Source organism: Solirubrobacter soli DSM 22325 (assembly GCF_000423665.1).
Taxonomy (GTDB): Bacteria; Actinomycetota; Thermoleophilia; order Solirubrobacterales; family Solirubrobacteraceae; genus Solirubrobacter; species Solirubrobacter soli.
The window spans coordinates 254,879-268,493 of record NZ_KE384070.1 but is presented as its reverse complement, the minus strand read 5'-3'; the positions used below and the strand labels follow the sequence as shown (position 1 = coordinate 268,493).

The following is a 13,615-nucleotide window of genomic DNA, read 5'->3' as shown; positions in this document are numbered from 1 at the left end:
TCGTCAACCGGCTCTTAGGGATGCAGCGCGGTGCGCAGGGTCGCGATCGCCTGGGCGATCGCCGCGCGGGTCGCGTGGGTCTCGCTCAGGGGGTTGAGCATCATGAAGTCGTGGATCGTGCCGTCGTAGCGCACCGTCGTCACGTCCACGCCGTTCTCGCGCAGGCGCGCGGCGTACGCCTCCCCCTCGTCGCGCAGGACGTCGCACTCGTCGACGATGACCAGCGCGGGCGGGAGGCCCGCGAGCTGTTGGTCGGCGGCGCGCAGCGGTGAGGCGTAGGACTGGTTGCGGGTCTCGTGGTCGGGGGCGTATGCGTCCCAGAACCACGCCATCGCCTTCGCGGTCAGGTGATAGCCCTCGGCGAACTGGCGGTAGGAGGCCGTGTCCATCGCGGCGTCGGTGACGGGGTAGAACAGCGACTGGTGGATGAAGCGGACGTCCCCGCGGCCCTCGGCCATCAGCGTCAGGGCGGCGGTCATGTTGCCGCCGACCGAGTCGCCGGCCACGGCCATCCGCTCGGCGTCGAGGCCGTGGGCGGCGCCGTCGCGGATGATGTGCTTCGCCACGGCGTAGCCCTGCTCGATCGCGACCGGGTAGCGCGCCTCGGGGGAGCGGTCGTACTCGACGAAGGCCAGCGCCGCGCCGGTGCCGGCCACGAGCTCGCGGACGAGCCGGTCGTGGGTGTGGGCGTTGCCGAGCACCCACCCGCCGCCGTGCATGTAGAGGATCACCGGCAGCGGCGCCACCGCGTCCACCGGACGCAGCAGCCGCACCTGCACGTCGCCGACGTCGGCGGGCACCGTGAACCAGGTCTCCTGCACGGGCGGCTTCTCGACCGGGGCCGATTGGACGTCATCCAGCACCGCGCGCGCCTGCGCCGGCGTCAGCTCGTACAACAGCGGCGGCTTGGCGGCGGCGTCGGCGAACGCCTGCGCGGCGCGCTCGAGCACGATCGGCCGCGTGATCGCGGGAGCCGCCATGTCACGCCACCGCCTTCAGCGCGCACGCCTCGAGGATCGTCTCGGCGATGATGTCGGGCCGCGAGACCGCCGCGGCGTGCGAGGCGCCCGCCAGCTCGATCGTCTGCTCCGCGCCCGCGCGCTCGGCGAGGTAGCGCTGGAGCTGGGCCGGGATGTTGCGGTCGAGCTCGGCGACCACGAAGTACGACGGGACGCCTTTCCAGAGGCAGGTCTCGCCGCTGGGCTCGGTCAGCGCCTCCTGGGTCGCGGGCCGCTGCGTCGCGGCCATGAGCGCCGCCTCGGGCGCGGGGACGTCCGCGCAGAACTGCTCGTGGAAGCGGTCGCGCGCGATCGTCAGGTCGGTCGTCCCGTCGGTGCGCGGCCAGGCCTCCAGCGCGTCCCCGAGCGAGCTGCCGGGGAACATCGTCGACAGGCCGAAGGCGGTCTCGCCGGGCGCCGGCGCGAAGGCGGCGACGTACACCAGGGCGACGACGTTCTCGGCCTGGACGTTGGTGATCACCGCACCGCCGTAGGAGTGCGCCACGAGCACGACCGGGCCCTCGATCTGACGGACGACATCGCTGACGGCGGCGGCGTCGGAGGCGAGGCTCCGGAGCGGGTTGGCGACCGCGATCACGCGGTGCCCGGCCGCGATCAGCGGCTCGATGACGCGGTTCCAGCTGGACGACTCGGCGAACGCGCCGTGGACGAGCACAATCGTTGGATTGGTCATGCCCCCCATGACCGGACCGCCTGCCGATCCGTGACACTGGGGACTCGACCAGGGAGTGGCACGGATGAGGTCGCGCGCCCGCGGCGGGAGACTCGCTGCATGACCCTCGCCGCCCGTGATCACTGCCTGGCCCCCGAACGCGTCGACGCCCCGATCTCCGGCGGGCGCTACCGCTCGCTGTTCGCCGAACTACCGGCGCTGGTCGTCGACGAGGAGGCGCTGCACCGGCTCGGCCGCCCCGGTGGCCCGTGCGACCTCGGCGCGGACTTCCTCGACGACCCGGACGCGAAGATCCCCGCGGTGTGGCCGTTCTTCGGCCAGTTCATCGCGCATGACATCACCGCCGACCGGTCGCCGATCGCCCATCGCTCCGACCCCGCGCAGGTGCGCAACTTCCGCATCCCGAAGGCCAACCTCGAGGGCATGTACGGCACCGGGCCGATCGGGTCGCCGTACCTGTACCGCAAGGACGATCCCGCGAAGCTCCTGCTCTCCCCCGCCGGCTGCGACGTCCCCCGCAACCACCAGGGCATCGCGCTGATCGGCGACCCGCGCAACGACGTCCAGCTGTTCACCAACCAGTTGCTCGTCGCCTTCATCAAGCTCCACAACCACCTGGTCGACCGCCTGCGGGACGACGGCGTCGGCGAGGTCTTCGAGGAGGCCCGCCGCGCCGCGACCTGGCACTACCAGCACGTGATCCTGCGCGAGTTCCTGCCCGGGCTGATCGGTGCCGAGCTGACCGCCGCCCTCCTGGACCGCGGCCCGCAGCTCTACCGGGTCGACCGCGACGACCCGTACATCCCGTTCGAGTTCGCGGACGCCGCCTACCGCTACGGCCATGCGCAGATCCGCGACCGCTACCAGGTCAACGCGCAATTCGGTCCGGTGCCGGTGTTCCCCGACCTGATGGGCTTCGGCCCGGTGCCGCCGGAGCACACGGTCGACTGGACGCTCCAGGTCGACGTCGACGGCTTCCCGCCCGCCCAGCGTGCGAAGCGCATCGACTCGCGCCTCCCCGGCCCGCTGATCTCGCTGCCCACGCAGGTGTCAGGCGAGCGCCCCGGCACCGACTACGCGTCGCTGGCCAACCGCGACCTGCAGCGCGGCCAGGCCGTCGGGCTCCCGTCCGGCGAGGCTGTCGCCCGCCACCTCGGCGTGCCCGCGCTGAGCGCCGAGCAGGTGGGCCTCGCCGAGCACGACTGGACCGCCGAGACCCCGCTGTGGTTCTACATCCTCAAGGAGGCCGAGGTCCTGCACGCGGGCGACCAGCTCGGCCCCGTCGGCGGGCGGATCGTCGGCGAGGTGCTGGTCGGGATCATCGACGCCGACCAGGAGTCCTTCCGCGCGGTCGACCCCGCGTGGACGCCGACGCTTCCCGCCCGCCGCGCCGGCGCCTTCGGTCTTGCCGATGTCCTCGTGCCTAGTTGACCTGCGTGTCGTCGTTGGCGCCGAACAGCTTCTGCATCAGCTCGCCGATCGGCTTGCCGGAGCTCGGGGCGTCGATCTGAACGGGCTTGTCGACGTCCGTCAGCATCAGGGCGAAGTCGATCGTGCCGCTGTCGGAGGCGTCCTTGACGGACATGGACGCCTCGATGCGGCGCAGCTTGCCGTCGCTCTTGGCCACGTCGATCGTGAAGTTCGGGTCTGAGACCTCGTCGTCGATCTGATTGATGTCGGAAGTCGAGAGCCCCTTGTAGCCCTGGACGCCGGACTTCTTGGCGAGCGCGTCGATGTCCTTGAGCGCCCGCGAGACATCGAGCTTGCCGGTGACCCGGTCGACCGGCTCGCCGCCGAGCTCGGCGTCCTGGGCCTTGCTCTCCGGGAACCAGTCGCTCATCGTGCCCATGAGCTTGGACAGGTCGGCGGTCGAGAACTGCTGGGACTGGCCCTGCTTCTCCAGCTGGGCGATCGTCTGCTCACCCACCTCGTAGGTCTCGCCCTGGTAGACGACGAAGGCGTTCTTGCCCGTGGAGATCAGCCGGCCTTCGAAGTTCTGCGTTCCGGCGTCGACCTTGACGGCGAGATCCGCGCTCGGCAGCTTGCCCTCGCCGTTGGACTGATACGGCCCGGTGACGGTGATGTTCACCGCCTCCTGCTGGCTCTTGATCCCGATCGAGAGGTCGACGTTCGCGCTCTTGATGTCCTTCTCGAACGCCCCTTTGACGACCGCTGCCTCCTTCGCGCCGCAGCCCGTGAGTGCGATGGCCGCGCCGCACAGCATCCCTACCAGTGCTCGAGTGCTCATAGGTCCGGGCTACCCAGCCCGCACGCTCAAAGCACGTAGAACTTGTAACTGTTGAAGGTGTCAAGATCGGCGCACATCGCGACCCAGTTCGGCGCGTTGTCGCCCACGGTGGCCGCGTGCACGCGCCACTCGTCGGCGTCGACCTTCTCGCCGTAGGGCCCGTTCGTCATGTACTGGTTGTTCGCCCCGCCCGGGGCGATCACACCCCAGTCGGCGGCCTGCATCGGGTGTGCCGCCGAGGCACCGACGCGCGCGAGCGCGCCCACCAGCGCGATCAGCTCGAGCCGGCGCTCCTTGTCGACGTCGGCGAGCGGCGAGGTCTCCCCTTCGGTGGCGAACGCGCGCTTGTCGAGGATGAGCGTGTCGAGGAAGCGGTACAGCGCCATCAGCGCCGTCCAACGCTCGTTCGGGAACGACGCGGGACGCTTGAGCTCGAGCTCGGATCCGGGATCGTCGAGGCGGGAGCCCGGGCCGAGGAAGAGGTTCACCGGCGACCAGAAGACCCCGGCGGGGGTGAGCTCCCCGCCGTAGGCGATCTGCGCGGTCAGGTCCGACAGCTTGTCGTCCTTGATCGCCGCCACGACCTGGTAGAGGAGCTGCAGGTAGCGCCGCCCGAGGATGTGGTGGCGCTTGAAGCTGTCCGCGGGAGCGAAGACGTTCGCGCCGCGGATCAGGTAGTCGATCGCCTCGCCGCCGCCGGAACGGCCGGGCGCGCTGAACTGGGCGTTCTGGATGTGCCCGCGGTTGGACTGCTCGTACGCCACCAGCCGCTGCTCCGGCTGCTGCTGCGGGGCCTGCCCGCGCGTCTTCGGCTTGCGCTCAGGCGCCGGGACGCCATGCAGCGGGACCACGATCTCATTGGCATCGATCGACGAGACGTGCTCGACGAAGCCCTCGAAGTGCTCGTCGTAGATCGCCTTGACCCGCGCCGCGTACTTGTCGAACTCCGCGCGAACCTCACCCACGTGGCGCTCGAGCTCGTTCACGGTGTGGGCGTGGCCGCGCCACGAGAGGCCGCCGTACAGAGGCAGGTCCTCTTGCAGGAGTGCCAGGTCGCGCTGCGCGTTGGCGAGTCGCTCCCTGAGCCGCGCCAGCTTGGCGGCGTGCTTGACGTCCGGGCGCTCGAGCGCGGCGAGCGCCGGACCGAGCTGCTCGTAGTGCGCCACCGCGGCCGCGTGCTCCTTCGTGGCCTTGACGAGCGCGCCCTTGTCGTACGTCTGCCCCTTGACGCGCTGGTCGGTCGTGTCGCGCATGTCGGCGAGGGCCTTGGCGTGCCCGTCGAAGCTCCGCTCGACCCGCGATTTGAACGGCCCGACGTACTGTGTCATCTCGTTCAGCTTCGCCGTGACCTGCTGGTCGATCCACGGCGCTTGGAGCGCCTGCGCGATCGCGTCCACCTGCCCCGGCAGCGTCTGCTTGATCGCGTCCTCCTGCGCCGCCCGGTCGTCCTGGCGCCGGTTGTCGGGCGCCGGCTGCTGCTGCTGCTGCGGGGGCTGTTGCGGTGCCGCGTTGGCGGGCCCGAAGAGGTAGTTGTAGATCGGGTCGACGACCGGGCTGTACCAGGACTGCCCCGTCTGCGCCGGGGCGTTTCCCTGCATGCGCGAGACCATGCGCGTGACGGCCTGGTTGCCCACGCCGCGCTGCAGCGCCAGGACCGCCGCGGGGCCGAACGGCGCGGGCGCGGGTGTGACATCGGGACGTCGCGTCGGCTGGTCGCGCCGGGGACGCTCGGGTTCATTGATCGGCGTCGGTGTCATCGCCGCGCCAGCGTCCCGGAAACGCCAGGCACGGACCATGTCGTATTACCGGTAGCGGCGGCGAGCGCCTCGGGGGTGAGTGAGTTCACCCGGGCGAGCGATCGCAACCCGGCCCCGTTTGCCCGAAGCTGGAGCACACAGAGGCTGACCCCCTCCTTGAACGCAAAAGCCACCGGGTAGTCCCTCCTCTCCTCCCCGACGCTCGCCGGCTCCGCTTCACGGCCGTCTCGCCTGACCAGCGAGACGGCCACTCCTCCTCGCTCAGCCACGATGTGCGGTGATGGCCGAAGCTCCCCGCCAACGTGCCGATGCGCGCCGCAATCGCGCGGAGTTGCTGCGCGCCGGCGCGCAGGCACTGGCCGAGCTCGGCGCGAACGCCCCCACGCGCGAGATCGCCCGCCGCGCGGGCGTCGCGGTCGGCACGTTCTTCCGCCACTTCCCCACGAAGGACGATCTGATCTCGGCGATCATGGTCGACCACTACGTGCGCCTGAAGGAGATCACCGACGACCTCGAGTCCTCGGTGCTCGAGCCGCGCGCGGCGCTGGAGACCTACATGGAACGCGCGGCCGCGCAGATCGCCCCGGACCGCGCGTTCTTCCAGGTCGCCCACCTCGCCGGCGCCAACGACGACGCCATCCGCGACGCGGCGATGGCCCTCGACGCCGGCATCGGCCGCCTCCTGGCGCGCGCAGGAGGACGGCACCGTGCCCACCGACCTCGTCGCCAACGACATCCAGACCCTCGTCCAGGCCGCGACCCGCGCGGTCGCCCGGGACTGCGCCAGTTGGGCGCGTACGGCGCCGCGAGCCTTGGGGGGTGAGGTACGTTTCGCCCCTGTACAGGGGCGAAACGTCGAACACCCCCCTCGCTGTGCGCGGCGAGTCGCTCGAGGTTCACGCCGTCGCGGTGGAGTTCGGCGGTGGCGACGAAGGCCTCGTCCTTGTTCAGGGCGTCGGCCGCGGCGGGCGCGTAGAAGTGCTCGGCGCCGCGGCGACTCAGCTGGCCCACGCGCCGGAGTTCATCGCACGCCGCATCCGGTGACCGACCTCCGCGGCGGTGCCGACCCCGTCGACGCGCACGAGCCGCCCGCCGCGCTCGTAGTAGGCGATCAGCGGCTCGGTCTGCTCGTGATAGACCGCGAGCCGGCGGCGGACCGTGTCCGGCGTGTCGTCGTCGCGCCCGCGTCCGGCGAGCCGCTCGACGACCACGTCATCCGGAACGTCGAGGAGGATCGCCTCCACCGCGGTGCGCTCGTCGAGCGCCTTGGCCTGTGACAGCGTGCGCGGGAACCCGTCGAGCAGAACGCCGCCGGCCGGCATCGCCTCCCCCAGCAGCTCGAACAGCAGTGCGTCCGGCACGAGCTCGCCGGCGTCGAGGAAGCGGCGGACGGCGGCGCCGGCCGCGCGCAGCAGCTCGCCGGTCGAGAGGTAGGCGAGGCCGCGCGCGGCGGCGAGCGGCTTGGCCTGCGTCCCTTTGCCGGAGCCGGGCGGGCCGAGCAGGACGAGGTCAGGCATGGACGGCCTCCGGGATCTCGATCTCGCGCTTGAGGATCTTGCCCGTCGGCCCCTTGGGCAGCGCGTCGACGAACCACACGTGGCGCGGGTACTTGTAGGCGGCGACACGCTGCTTGACGTAGTCGCGCAGCTCGCCCGCGGTGGCGGTCGCGCCCGGCTTGAGCGCGATCGCGGCGCCGACCTCCTCGCCGAGCGTGTCGTGGGGGACGCCGATCACCGCGGCCTCGAGCACGGCCGGATGCTCGTAGATGACCTCCTCGATCTCGCGCGGGTAGACATTGAAGCCGCCGCGGATGACGACCTCCTTCTTGCGGTCGACGATCGCGAAGTAGCCGTCGTCGTCGACACGCGCGATGTCACCGCTGTGGAACCAGCCGTCGGCGTCGATCGCCTCGGCGGTGGCCTCGGGCCGGTTCCAGTAGCCCTTCATGACGTTGTGGCCGCGGATCAGCAGCTCGCCGTCGTCGGCGACCCGCAGCTCGATCCCGGCGATCGGGAGCCCGATCGTGCCCGGCTTGCGCTCGCGGTCGCGGCGGTTGAACGACGCGACCGGCGAGGTCTCGGAGAGCCCGTAGCCCTCGAGCACCGCGCAGCCGAAGCGCTCCTCGAACGCGCGCATGACCTCGACCGGCATCGCCGCGCCGCCGGACACGCAGACCGTCAGCGAAGACGTGTCGTGCTCGCCGGGGTGGTGGAGCATCGCGGCGTACATCGTCGGCACGCCGAGGAAGGTCGTGACCGCGTCGCGCTCGATGATCTCGAGCGCCTTGCCCGCGTCGAAGCGCGGCAGCAGCGTCAGCCGCCCGCCGACCGCGATGGTGGTGTTCAGGGCACAGGTCTGGCCGAAGGCGTGGAAGAACGGCAGTGCACCGAGGGCGACGGTGTGCTCGCCGGTACCGAAGAGCTCGATCGACGCCGCGACGTTGCGGGCGAGGTTGCCGTGGGTGAGCTCGGCGCCCTTGGGGGTGCCGGTGGTGCCGGAGGTGTAGAGGATCACGGCGGTGTCGTCGTCGGCCCGCTCGACGACGGCCTCGGCGGGTTCGCAGCGGGCGAGCAGCGCCTCGAGCTGGCCGGGCTCGACGAGCACGACCTCGGCGTCGGCCGCCTCGGCGCCGGCGTGGGCGGCCTCGGCGAACTCGTGCCAGGCGAAGAGCACCTTGGCGCCGGAGTCGCGCAGGTAGAACGCGACCTCGCGCTGCTTGAGCAGGACGTTCATCGGCACGATCACGGCTCCGGCGCGCAGCGCGCCGTAGTAGGTGACCGCGAAGTGGGGCGTGTTGGGGAGCATGATCGCGACGCGGTCGCCGGGCGCGACGCCCTTGGCGCGCAGCAGGCCGGCGACCTGCGCGGCGGCGGCGTCGAGCGCGCCGTAGGTGAGCTCGGTCCGGTCGAGCTGGATCGCGACGCGGTCGCGGTGGGTGGCGGAGAGCAGGTGAGCGAGATTGGGCATGGACGACAAGCTATGGCCGCATTCGCGCCCGGTCATGGGGTCGCGGGACCGAATCTGACCACCCCCTGTTGTGACTCGATTACAATGGCATCGATGGCGACGGATCTGATCGCCGACGCGTTGGCCGCCCGCCGCGACGAGCTCGTGAGCGCCGCCGTGGACGGCTACGCCTCCCGCATCGCGAGCTACAGCGAGACCGTCCTGGAGGACGCCCGCCGCCACACGGAGACCCACCACGACCTGCTGTGCGACGTCCTGCGCCGCGGCAGCGCGGCCAAGCCGCGCGAGCTGCGGTTCGTCGAGGAGCACGCCGCCCGCCGCGCCCGCCAGGGCATCCCGCTGGCCGACTTCCTCGCCGCGTTCCGCACTTACAACACGATCGTCTGGGACGCGATCCTGGCGGCGTCGACCGCCGGCGCGGCGGTCAAGGAGCAGGCGCTGGCGGCGGCCGGCCCGGTGATCGGGTACGTCGATACGGTCACGACCCACGCCAGCGGCGCGTACCTGGAGGCGCAGCAACTGCTGCTCGCCGACTCGGACCGCGTCCGCCGCGACCTGCTCGAGGACCTGCTCGCCCACGGCAGCCCGCAGACCGCGGCGGGGCTCGCGGCGGCGCAGGAGATCGGGCTGGAGCCCGGCGCCCGGTGCGTCCTGGTTGCCGCGGTGGCCACGAACGCGCCCGACGACGCGGGCGCGCTCGGCCGCGCGGCGGGCACGCTCGCCACGGCGCTGAAGGGCCGCAACGCGCCGCTGGCGGTCACGCGCCACGGCGAGATCGTGCTCGTCCAGGCCCAGGCGGGCACGCGGCGGCCGGCCCTGCGAACGCCACTCAGCAAGGCGTGCGACAAGGCGGCCAAGCAGGGCGTCGCGCTCGCCGTCGGCGTCAGCACCGTGCGCGACGGCCTCGACGCGCTCGGCGCCGCGTATCGCGAGGCGTCACAGGCGCTGCGCCGGGCCGCGGCCGGTGGCGGCGGCGTGCTCTCGCTCCCCGACCTGAGCGCGTTCGAGTACCTGACGCTGCGCAACGACGCGGCCGCTCGGCGGCTGATCGCCCCGGAGATCGAGGCTTTCGTCACCGAGGACCGCGAGCATGGCGGGCACCTGATCGAGACCCTGCTCGCCTACGCCGACGCCGACCTCAACGCCAAGGCGGCGGCCGAGGCGCTGCTCATCCACCCGAACACCGCGCACTATCGGCTCGGGCGGATCGCCGAGAAGACCGGCAGCGACCTGCGGCGGTTGCCGGACGTCATCGACCTGCTCATCGCGATCCGGCTGACCGAGCGATGAAGACGTCGGTCGTCGAGGTCGGCGGGCTGCGTCTGCGGGTGGGTCGTGCCGGCGACGGGCCGCCGCTGCTGCTGATCACCGGCATCGGGGCGAACCTCGACATGTGGCGGCCGCTCGAGGGGCGGTTGGGCGAGCGGGAGCTGATCGCGTTCGACGCGCCGGGTGTGGGTGGGTCACAACGCCCGCGGCTGCCGCTGCGGATGGGTGACGTCGCGCGGATCGTGCGCGAGCTGATGGACGTCCTCGGGCTCGAGCGGCCCGACGTCCTCGGGTACTCGTGGGGCGGGGCGTTGGCGCAGGAGCTGACGCGGCGCTCGCCGGAGCGGGTGCGGCGGCTCGTGCTCTGCGCGACCGGCCCGGGCCTCGGCGGCGTGCCGCCCAAGCCGCTCGCCGCCTTGGCGCTGGCGACCCCCGCCCGCTACTACCACCCGCGGCTGCTCGAGCTCACCGTCCCGCTGATCGCCGGCGGCCGGACGGCGCGCGACCGGTCCGTCCTGATCGGCAACGCCCAGGCGCGGCTCTCGCGCCCGCCGGACGTGCTCGGCTACGCCTACCAGCTCTACGCGGCGGCGGGCTGGACGAGCCTCCCCTGGCTGCATCGGATCGAGCACCCGGTGCTGGTCGTGGGCGGGGACGACGACCCGGCGGTACCGGTCACCAACGCGCGGATGCTGGCGAAGCGGCTCCCGAACGCGCGCCTGCACGTCGTTCGCGGCGGCGGGCACCTCTTCCTGCTCGACCAGCCAGAGGACGCGGCGCCGGAGATCGCCGCGTTCCTGTTGTGATCGCCTCACAACGAACGCGCGAAAGTTCGTGATCGGGCGTCGATGACGCGGGGCGGGCGCCGCGGGACAGTTCGGAGCATGAACTCCGTCCCCGAGGCCGCGCTCGACGTCCTGCTCACCGAGACCGGCTCCCCCTTCATCCGCCCCGGCGCGGCCCTCAGCGTCGCCACGGGGCTCGCCCGCCGGCCGCGCCGCACCGCGCGGCGCGTCGGCCACCTCGGCGCCGAGCTGGCCCGCGTGGCCGGCGGGCGTTCCGCCCTGCGCGCGGGCAGGCGCGACCGCCGCTTCGCCGATCCAGCCTGGGAGCAGAGCTGGCTCTTCCGGCGCCTGTTGCAGACCCACCTCGCCCTCGGCGAGACCGTCGACGGGCTGATCTCCGACAGCGACGCGGGCTGGCGCGCCGAGCGCCAGGCGCGCTTCGCCGCCGGCAATGTGCTCGACGCGCTCGCGCCGACCAACTTCCCGTGGTCGAATCCGGCTGTGCTGAAGGCGAGCATCGATCAGGGCGGCGCGAACCTCGTCCGCGGCGCGCGCAACTTCGTCGCCGACTTCCCGCGGCTGCCGTCCACCGTCGACGGGGAGCAGTTCGCGGTCGGCGAGAACCTGGCGCTGACGCCGGGCCGGGTCGTGCTGCGCACGGAGGTCTTCGAGCTCCTGCGGTATGCGCCGCAGACCGAGCAGGTGCGCGAGATCCCACTGCTGTTCGCCCCGCCGACGATCAACCGCTACTACGTGCTCGACCTCGCGCCGGGCCGCAGCCTGGTCGAGTACCTCGTCCAGCAGGGCCAGCAGGTGTTCGTCATCTCCTGGCGCAACCCGGACGCCGCGCAGGGTCACTTCGACCTCGACACCTACGCCGCGGCCGTCCTGGAGGCGCGCGACGCCGTCGCCCGCATCACGGGCCAGGACGCGGTGCACCTCAACGGCGCGTGCTCCGGAGGGATCATCAGCGCGGGCGCGCTCGGGCACCTCGCCGCCGAGGGCCGGCTGGGTGAGATCGCGAGCCTGAGCCTGATGGTCGCCGCACTCGACAACGAGCGGGCGGGAACGACCGCCGCGCTCGCGAACCGCGAGCTGGCAGCGGCCGCGGTCGCCGAATCCGCCCGGCGCGGGTACCTGGACGGGCGGGCGCTCGAGGGAGTCTTCACCTGGCTGCGCCCGAACGACCTGGTCTGGAACTACGTCGTCAACAACTACCTGCTGGGCAAGCAGCCGCCCGCGTTCGACGTCCTGTATTGGAACCAGGACACCGTCCGGCTGGCCGCGGGCCTGCACCGCGACTTCGTCAAGAACGGCCTGGAGAACGCGATCGCGACCCCGGGCGCCTTGACCGTGCTCGACACGCCCGTCGACCTCGGCGCGATCGACGTCGACAGCTACATCGTCGCGGGCGCGACCGACCACATCATCCCGTGGGAGAACGCGTACCGCAGCACCGAGCTGCTCGGCGGCGAGTCGCGTTTCATCCTCTCGAGCTCCGGCCACATCCAGGCGCTCGTCAACCCGCCCGGGCCGGACAGCCGCTCCAGCTACCGGATCCGCGAAGGCGAGGCCTGGACCCAATGCCCCGGCAGCTGGTGGACCGACTACGACCAATGGCTGGCCGCCCGCTCCGGCGGGCTCGTGCCGGCGCCCAAGATCGACAAGCGCGCCGCCAAGGCGCCGGGGAGCTACGTCCATGCCCGCTGAAGCCCTGCCCTACGCCCACCTCGGCGACGCCCTCGCCACGGACTACTTCCGCGTCCGCGAGCAGTTCACCACCGAGCAGTGGGAGTTCTTCACCGCCACCCGCCGGTTCGTCGACGAGGAGGTGCTTCCCGTCATCAACGACTACTGGGAGCCCGCCGAGCTGCCCTGGCCGCTGATGCGCCGCCTGGCCGAGCTCGGCCTGTACGGGGAGGACATCGAGGGCTACGGCTGCCCGGGCATGAGCCCGCTCGCCCGCGGCCTCGTCAACATGGAGCTGCATCGCGGCGACGGCTCGCTCGGCACGTTCCTCGGCGTGCAGTCGGGGCTGGCGATGAAGTCGATCGCGCTGTTGGGAAGCGAGGAGCAGAAGCTGCGGTGGCTGCCGGCGATGGCGCGGCTGGACAAGGTCGGCGCGTTCGCCCTGACCGAGCCGGCGCACGGCTCGGACTCGGTCGCCCTGGAGACGACGGCGCGCCGCGACGGCGACTCGTGGGTGATCGACGGCGCCAAGCGGTGGATCGGCAACGGCTCGATCGCCGACGTCGTGGTCGTGTGGGCGCGGGACGTCGCCGACGGGCAGGTCAAGGGGTTCCTCGTCGAGACGAGCGACCCCGGCTATGCGGCCGAGACGCTCGGCGGCAAGGGCGCCGCGCGGGCGATCTGGCAGGCGCAGATCGCTCTGACCGGCGCCCGCGGCGAGTGGCTCCCGGAGACGCACTCGTTCAAGGACGCCGGCCGCGTGCTGATCACCACCCGCAGCACGTGCGCCTGGGGCGCCCTGGGCCACGCCGTCGCGGCCTACGACACCGCGTTGACGTACAGCAAGCAGCGCGTCCAGTTCGGCAAGCCGCTGTGCTCGTTCCAGATCGTCCAGGACCGGCTGGTGAAGATGCTCGCCGATGTCACCGGGATGCAGCTCTATTGCATGCAGCTCGCGCGGCTGGAGGAGACCGGGATGATGACCGACACGATCGCGGGGCTGGCCAAGCTCAACAACACCCGCAAGGCGCGCGCCGTCATCGCCGAGGCGCGGGACCTGCTGGGTGGCAACGGCGTGCTCCTGGAGAACCACGTGATCCGGCACATGGGCGACATCGAGGTCATCCACACCTACGAGGGCACCGAGACGATGCAGGCGCTGATCGTCGGGCGTGACATCACGGGCGTGGGTGCGTTCGCGTAGGACG

The 13,615-nt window shown here is 71.9% G+C and carries 12 protein-coding genes; 6 read left to right on the top strand and 6 right to left on the bottom strand.

Translation table 11 applies throughout. The features are described 5' to 3' along the window. Window positions 1-14 precede the first annotated feature (14 nt). Together G569_RS0134160 and G569_RS0134155 are read right to left on the bottom strand one after the other, a co-directional pair. A complete protein-coding gene (locus G569_RS0134160) occupies window positions 15-980 on the bottom strand; it encodes an alpha/beta hydrolase (protein WP_028066746.1) in 966 nt (321 codons plus the stop codon). A 1-nt stretch (window position 981) separates the two neighbouring features. Next, entirely contained in the window at window positions 982-1,692 is a 711-nt protein-coding gene (locus tag G569_RS0134155; protein WP_028066745.1) for an alpha/beta fold hydrolase, read from the bottom strand. Between the two features lie 99 nt (window positions 1,693-1,791). Between G569_RS0134155 and G569_RS0134150 the strand changes: the two genes are divergently transcribed. After that, window positions 1,792-3,123: a peroxidase family protein gene (locus G569_RS0134150; protein ID WP_028066744.1), complete on the top strand. Its 1,332-nt coding sequence runs from the start codon at window positions 1,792-1,794 to the stop codon at window positions 3,121-3,123. Here G569_RS0134150 and G569_RS0134145 read toward each other — a convergent pair. Further along, a complete protein-coding gene (locus G569_RS0134145) occupies window positions 3,116-3,940 on the bottom strand; it encodes a hypothetical protein (RefSeq protein ID WP_157592510.1) in 825 nt (274 codons plus the stop codon). The genes G569_RS0134150 and G569_RS0134145 overlap by 8 nt on opposite strands. Window positions 3,941-3,966: 26 nt before the next feature. Continuing rightward, entirely contained in the window at window positions 3,967-5,697 is a 1,731-nt protein-coding gene (locus tag G569_RS0134140) for a hypothetical protein (protein WP_028066742.1), read from the bottom strand. Window positions 5,698-5,977: 280 nt separating this feature from the next. On the opposite strand from G569_RS0134140, the gene G569_RS53905 reads away from it, so the two are divergent. Then, window positions 5,978-6,520, top strand: a complete 543-nt coding sequence (locus tag G569_RS53905; protein WP_084286007.1) for a TetR/AcrR family transcriptional regulator — start codon at window positions 5,978-5,980, stop codon at window positions 6,518-6,520. A gap of 175 nt (window positions 6,521-6,695) precedes the next feature. On the opposite strand, the gene G569_RS0134130 is transcribed toward G569_RS53905, so the two are convergent. Both G569_RS0134130 and G569_RS0134125 read right to left on the bottom strand, forming a co-directional pair. Then, entirely contained in the window at window positions 6,696-7,214 is a 519-nt protein-coding gene (locus tag G569_RS0134130) for an adenylate kinase (RefSeq protein WP_028066741.1), read from the bottom strand. Then, window positions 7,207-8,664, bottom strand: coding sequence for a long-chain-fatty-acid--CoA ligase (locus G569_RS0134125; protein WP_028066740.1), 1,458 nt, complete (start codon window positions 8,662-8,664; stop codon window positions 7,207-7,209). The genes G569_RS0134130 and G569_RS0134125 overlap by 8 nt, the downstream gene beginning before the upstream one ends. Before the next feature lie 93 nt (window positions 8,665-8,757). On the opposite strand from G569_RS0134125, the gene G569_RS0134120 reads away from it, so the two are divergent. From G569_RS0134120 to G569_RS0134105, 4 genes are all read left to right on the top strand, one after another. Further along, on the top strand, window positions 8,758-9,954 hold the full coding sequence (locus G569_RS0134120) for a PucR family transcriptional regulator (protein ID WP_157592509.1): 1,197 nt from the start codon (window positions 8,758-8,760) through the stop codon (window positions 9,952-9,954). Continuing rightward, a complete protein-coding gene (locus tag G569_RS53895) occupies window positions 9,951-10,739 on the top strand; it encodes an alpha/beta fold hydrolase (protein ID WP_037501139.1) in 789 nt (262 codons plus the stop codon). Before G569_RS0134120 ends, G569_RS53895 begins: the two co-directional genes overlap by 4 nt. 78 nt (window positions 10,740-10,817) lie before the next feature. Beyond that, complete coding sequence (locus G569_RS0134110; RefSeq protein ID WP_028066738.1) at window positions 10,818-12,428, top strand: PHA/PHB synthase family protein; 1,611 nt, start codon at window positions 10,818-10,820, stop codon at window positions 12,426-12,428. Beyond that, a complete protein-coding gene (locus G569_RS0134105) occupies window positions 12,418-13,611 on the top strand; it encodes an acyl-CoA dehydrogenase family protein (RefSeq protein ID WP_037501137.1) in 1,194 nt (397 codons plus the stop codon). The genes G569_RS0134110 and G569_RS0134105 overlap by 11 nt, the downstream gene beginning before the upstream one ends. Window positions 13,612-13,615 lie beyond the last annotated feature (4 nt).

Bases quoted from the DNA above. Each gene is read 5' to 3' on its own strand.
- G569_RS0134160 (WP_028066746.1), bottom strand. From the start codon at position 980: ATGGCGGCTCCCGCGATCACGCGGCCGATCGTGCTCGAGCGCGCCGCG.
- G569_RS0134155 (WP_028066745.1), bottom strand. From the start codon at position 1,692: ATGACCAATCCAACGATTGTGCTCGTCCACGGCGCGTTCGCCGAGTCG.
- G569_RS0134150 (WP_028066744.1), top strand. From the start codon at position 1,792: ATGACCCTCGCCGCCCGTGATCACTGCCTGGCCCCCGAACGCGTCGAC.
- G569_RS0134145 (WP_157592510.1), bottom strand. From the start codon at position 3,940: ATGAGCACTCGAGCACTGGTAGGGATGCTGTGCGGCGCGGCCATCGCA.
- G569_RS0134140 (WP_028066742.1), bottom strand. From the start codon at position 5,697: ATGACACCGACGCCGATCAATGAACCCGAGCGTCCCCGGCGCGACCAG.
- G569_RS53905 (WP_084286007.1), top strand. From the start codon at position 5,978: ATGGCCGAAGCTCCCCGCCAACGTGCCGATGCGCGCCGCAATCGCGCG.
- G569_RS0134130 (WP_028066741.1), bottom strand. From the start codon at position 7,214: ATGCCTGACCTCGTCCTGCTCGGCCCGCCCGGCTCCGGCAAAGGGACG.
- G569_RS0134125 (WP_028066740.1), bottom strand. From the start codon at position 8,664: ATGCCCAATCTCGCTCACCTGCTCTCCGCCACCCACCGCGACCGCGTC.
- G569_RS0134120 (WP_157592509.1), top strand. From the start codon at position 8,758: ATGGCGACGGATCTGATCGCCGACGCGTTGGCCGCCCGCCGCGACGAG.
- G569_RS53895 (WP_037501139.1), top strand. From the start codon at position 9,951: ATGAAGACGTCGGTCGTCGAGGTCGGCGGGCTGCGTCTGCGGGTGGGT.
- G569_RS0134110 (WP_028066738.1), top strand. From the start codon at position 10,818: ATGAACTCCGTCCCCGAGGCCGCGCTCGACGTCCTGCTCACCGAGACC.
- G569_RS0134105 (WP_037501137.1), top strand. From the start codon at position 12,418: ATGCCCGCTGAAGCCCTGCCCTACGCCCACCTCGGCGACGCCCTCGCC.